The organism is Aeromonas caviae, assembly GCF_000819785.1.
GTDB classification, from domain to species: domain Bacteria; phylum Pseudomonadota; class Gammaproteobacteria; order Enterobacterales; family Aeromonadaceae; genus Aeromonas; species Aeromonas caviae.
This window is the reverse complement of sequence record NZ_CDBK01000092.1, coordinates 1-4,514: the sequence shown is the minus strand read 5'-3', so window position 1 is coordinate 4,514 and position 4,514 is coordinate 1. Positions and strand designations below refer to the sequence as shown.

Sequence of the window (4,514 nt, the reverse complement as noted above, 5' to 3'; positions counted from 1 at the left end):
ATCTTGCGTCCCCCGCCCCCTTATGTCGCCATCGTGGGGATGACAAGGCACAGCAAAAAGAGCGCCAATCAAAACAAGAGTCCGCGATAACATAAATAATCGGATTTAAATTCCGATAAATGCGCAATATGCAGGTAGAGTTCACCACTTCCGTGATCGGCCATCACAATGGCGCAGCATGTTTACCCGAGTCACCGAAAAAGGCCTCGTGCTATCCCCTTCACAGCCCGGTTTTTCGGCAGATCATGTCGATACGATGCCGCTTTTCAGCATGGATGATGCTTGTCATGGGGGAAATCCGGGGGCCAAACGGCGTGTTTCTTCGGGGCGGGCTCCAGGGGCGGATGTGGACATTACGCACCAATTAAGTGCAGCCGCACCAATATAGAGCAACCGAGTGGCACGGTTTGCCTTGCACCGCGGCACAGAGGCGACATGGGCACCGCTTTGCTCACTGCCATGAGCACTGCAATATGCAGAGCATGGAGTGACTCGGGCGGCGGATGCACTACTTCCCTTCCCTCTAGCCCCCTTCCCATGAGCGTGCTGGTCGCAAGTCCACAGGTCTGCCCATTCACCAGCCCCTCCGCAGCCAGAGTCCCATCAGGATGGGGCATCCATTCAGGCAGAGGCAGAAGGCAGAATAAAAAAGTCGGCCCGAAGGCCGACTCGCTGCTCCCTGTGACAGGGCTTCCTTACTTGAGGTATTTGCCGTCCGCGCCCACCTTGCCCGGGCCGTTCAGTACCCAGACCCGCGCCGAATAGGCGGGCACCGCAAAGCTCAGGCTGCCGTTGCTGACGCTCTGGCTCGCACCGGTTACCGCGTCCGTGTAGGTGCCGTTCTTCAGGCCACTCAGGTTTATCTGCTGGGCCGAGTTGGCCGCAAGGCCCACGGCGGCGTAGCTCCCTTGGGCGCTCAGATCACGCACGAAGCTGATGCCGCTCCCCCACTCGTTCACCTGGCTCATGGGCGCTTTTTGCAGGGCGGGCACCGCCTTGCGGATCTGGTTCAGGCGCTTGATGTGCTGATAGAGCGGGTGGCTCGAGGTGGCGGGGTTGTCCAGCACCTCCCCGTAGTAGGCACGACCGGTCTGATCCACCGTCATGGTGGCCCCGTCGATGTCCTGAGGCTTGCCCGCCTGGAACATCACCTCCTCCCCGTAGTAGAGGGTCGGGATCCCCCGCGCCGTCCAGAGCAGGTTGTAGGTCATGGCCGCATTCCCCTCTTCCCCGCCGTAGCGGTACTTGAAGTCGTTGTCCGGCCCCACGTCGTGGTTCTGGAAGAAGGTGATGAGCTTGGTGGCATCCCCATAGACCCAGTCCATGGCGAAAATCCCCCCTACCCCGCCAAAGTTCCCCCGGGTGACGTTGTCACGGAAGGTGGAGAACAGCGAGAAGTCCAGCACAGAGAGGCCGGAATCGCCCCCTGCACGGGGATTGGCCGGGTTCGGCGTGGTGCGGGTATACCACCAGGGGCGGATCACCGCCGAGGCATTGTCGTTGGCCAGCTCAGAGCCCCATCCGGTGCCCTTGACCAGGTTTTCGCCAAAGACGAACAGCCCCGGCTTGTGGGCCTGCCAGTCATGGACATAGGTCAGCAGTTCGTCCCGCTCGATGTGTTTCAAGGTATCGATACGGATGGCATCGACCCCCATGTCGAGGTACTGACGAATGGCGCCGTTGAGGTAGTCCTTGACGTTCTGGTTGCCGGTGGCGAGATCGATGCAGTCCCCCGCCATGTGCTTGCGCTGCAGGGCAAGCGGGCTCTCCCAGTCACCGCCGGACATGAAACCGTCCAGGTGATACCAGGCGGGATCCAGGGTCTGGGCGTCGATGCCGAAGAAGCGGTTGGGGTTGTAGCCTGCGCTCGGCACGGTGGCGCCTGTCTTGGGGTCTACCAGGGGCTGGGTGCCCGCCGGATCGGACTGGCAGCGGGCCTTGTACCAGTCGGGCGCCGCCGGGTTGTCGTCGTCACAGCGGTTGGCACTGGCGTAGTCCCCAAGATTGCCCTGATAGGGACCATTGTTGATAAGTCCCTGGCTCGACCCCGCCGGTACGTAGTATTTGACGGGCAGGCGATCGATCCAGGTCTTGCCGCGCAGGCCGTACTGGCTCGAGTGGTTGAGCACCACATCCTGGATCACCTTGAGCCCCTTGGCGTGAGCCGCCTGGATGAACTCCCGGTAACCCGCCCCCGGTGACTCCAGACGGGGATCGACCCGGTAGAAGTCGTAGGCATGGTAGCCGTGGTAGTCGAGGCCGGAGCGGTTCTCCACCGGCGGCGTCACCCAGATGGCGGTGAAGCCGAGATCCTTGATGTAGTCGAGCTTGGCGATCAAACCCTTGAAGTCGCCACGCCACTGGGGATCCCCCGCCTTGTAGCGATCCCGGTTGTAGTAGTTGTTGCTGGCATCGCCATCATAGAAGCGGGCAGTCAGCAGGAAGTAGATGCTCTCGGCACGAAAATCGCCGCTCGCCACTCCCTGCTCGCCGATGCGGTACTCGAAGCGCTGCTCGCGCTGATTGCCGCTGGCGTCGATGGCAAGGGTGCGGATCACCAGATCGGTGCCACTCCCCTTGTCACTCGCCAGCAGGGGCTGGCCTGCATAGCGGGCCGATGCCGTGGTGGGCTGGCTGCCGTCCGTGGTGAAATGCACGGCGGGGGCGCTGTCCTGATCGTCGCTCACTCCCAGGGTGATGGACTGGCTGTCCACATAACTCCCCGGAGACGGGGTGGCCGTCACCGTGGGGGCCTGCAGATCGGCCCCGGCCAGCGTCTCCACCTCGATGGCCTTGCGCAGGCTGTCAAAGCAGATGCGATAGCTGGTGTTGGCGCTGACCAGGTAATCCTGGGCCGGATACGCCTCGGTCCAGTCCCCCTTGTGGTCAATTTTGAAGCGGGGGTTGTTGCTGCCAAAGGCCTGCTCGGTGCAGAAGGTGGTGCCATCCTCGCTGGTCATGGGGGTGAGCCCCCAGTTGTTGGCCGTGCCCCGGAAGTACCAGCTGTCGCTGCTCTGTCCTGCCCCGACCACCACGCTCACGCTGCTGCTGCCCTTGGCGCCCTGATCGTCGGTGACCGTGAGGCCATAGGTGAAGGTGCCGGTCTGGGTGGTGTTGACGACGATGCTCTCCGTGGTCTCGCCGCTGCTCCACAGATAGCTCGCGATCTGGCCGTCGGGATCCGTGGAGTCGCTGCCGCTCAAGGTGAGCGACGCCCCCAGGGTCACGTTCACCGTCCCCCCCGGGGTAATGACCGCGAGCGGCGGCTGGTTGTCATCCCCAAGGGGGGTGATGCTGTAGGCCAGGGTCTGATCGTTGACCTGGATGCGCACCGTGCCCACGGCGCTCCAGAAGATGTCGCCGCCACTTTTCTCCAGCACGCCGTCGCCGTTGCTGTCGCCAAAGTTGACGGCCCAGTCGCCAGCCTGATCAAACTTGAGGCGCTGGCTCGCCTTGCCATCCAGGTAGGCTTCCACCTGCCACAGGTGATCCCCTACCAGGGTCATGGGGAGGCTGGCCCAGCCGTTGAAGGTGCCGCGCACGTTGAGCTGCGGCAAGGTGCTGGCAAACCCCGAGGCCTCGCAACTGGCCACCGCCGTCGCGCTCACCGCCTGGGTGCTCGCGTTGATGCGGATCTGGTACGCCGTGTTGGCATTGACCCCGTAGTCGGCCGCCGGGTAGCTCTGCTGCCAGTTGCCGTACCTGTCTATCTTGAAGCGCGGGCCGCCGCTGGCATCCCCGCTCACGAAGCGCTGGCAGGTATCAAAATTGACGCCATCCGTCGACGTCATGGCGGTCGCCGCCCATCCATTCGCGGTGCCCCGGAAGAACCACTCCGCCGCCGTGCTCGGCGCCGTGATCAGGGTTCCCAACAATCCGGCCGCGAGTATCCATCTAGCCATTGATAGTCCTTTATTTTCATTGTTTGTGTGTGATGCCGGTGTGTCCCGGCATTCCCCCATCCGCAACGTCCCGCCTTCAGATGAGCCCGACCAGTCTAGAGTCCCCCATGACCATTTCATGGCCAATACGCGCAAAATGTGACCACTGTCGACCTCGTCATGGGCTGTATGTGATTGATAGCGCTTTCATTTCTGCTTGAGCGAGGGAGAGAGCAGCGCGACCCGCTGTGGCGCCCCCCTGACATGGACAGTCCCTGGGCGTGTCTGCCCCGAAGGCGCTCCCTTTCTCGCCTCCAATCATGGCTCGGGGCGGCCCTGGCGCTGACGCACCTGATTAAAACGCGATTGATAATGTTTCTTGTTTGCAGGCTATCCGATGGCGCATGCTGGGCGCCGAGGCCCGGTTCCGGGGCCAATCCCATCGACATTCGAGTACGAATATGACGACCAGCGAGAAGGCAGGCTGATGGACGCCTGCGCAATGAGGCCGACCTTTGGCCGCGACAAGCCGGCATTTGGCCCGGTTCACCTTGCCTGCCTGGCCGTCGCCCTTGCCCTGCATCTCGCCCTCCTCTGGCTGATGCAAGGCAGCCGCCCCGCCCCCGTCACGCC

1 protein-coding gene is annotated in these 4,514 nt (G+C 62.8%); it reads right to left on the bottom strand.

Features of this window, described 5'->3' with window-relative positions:
- Positions 1-695 precede the first annotated feature (695 nt).
- The gene (locus tag BN1120_RS16460; protein ID WP_231959386.1) at positions 696-3,902 is read right to left on the bottom strand and encodes an alpha-amylase family glycosyl hydrolase; all 3,207 of its coding nucleotides are present in this window, start codon (positions 3,900-3,902) and stop codon (positions 696-698) included.
- Between the last annotated feature and the right edge of the window lie 612 nt (positions 3,903-4,514).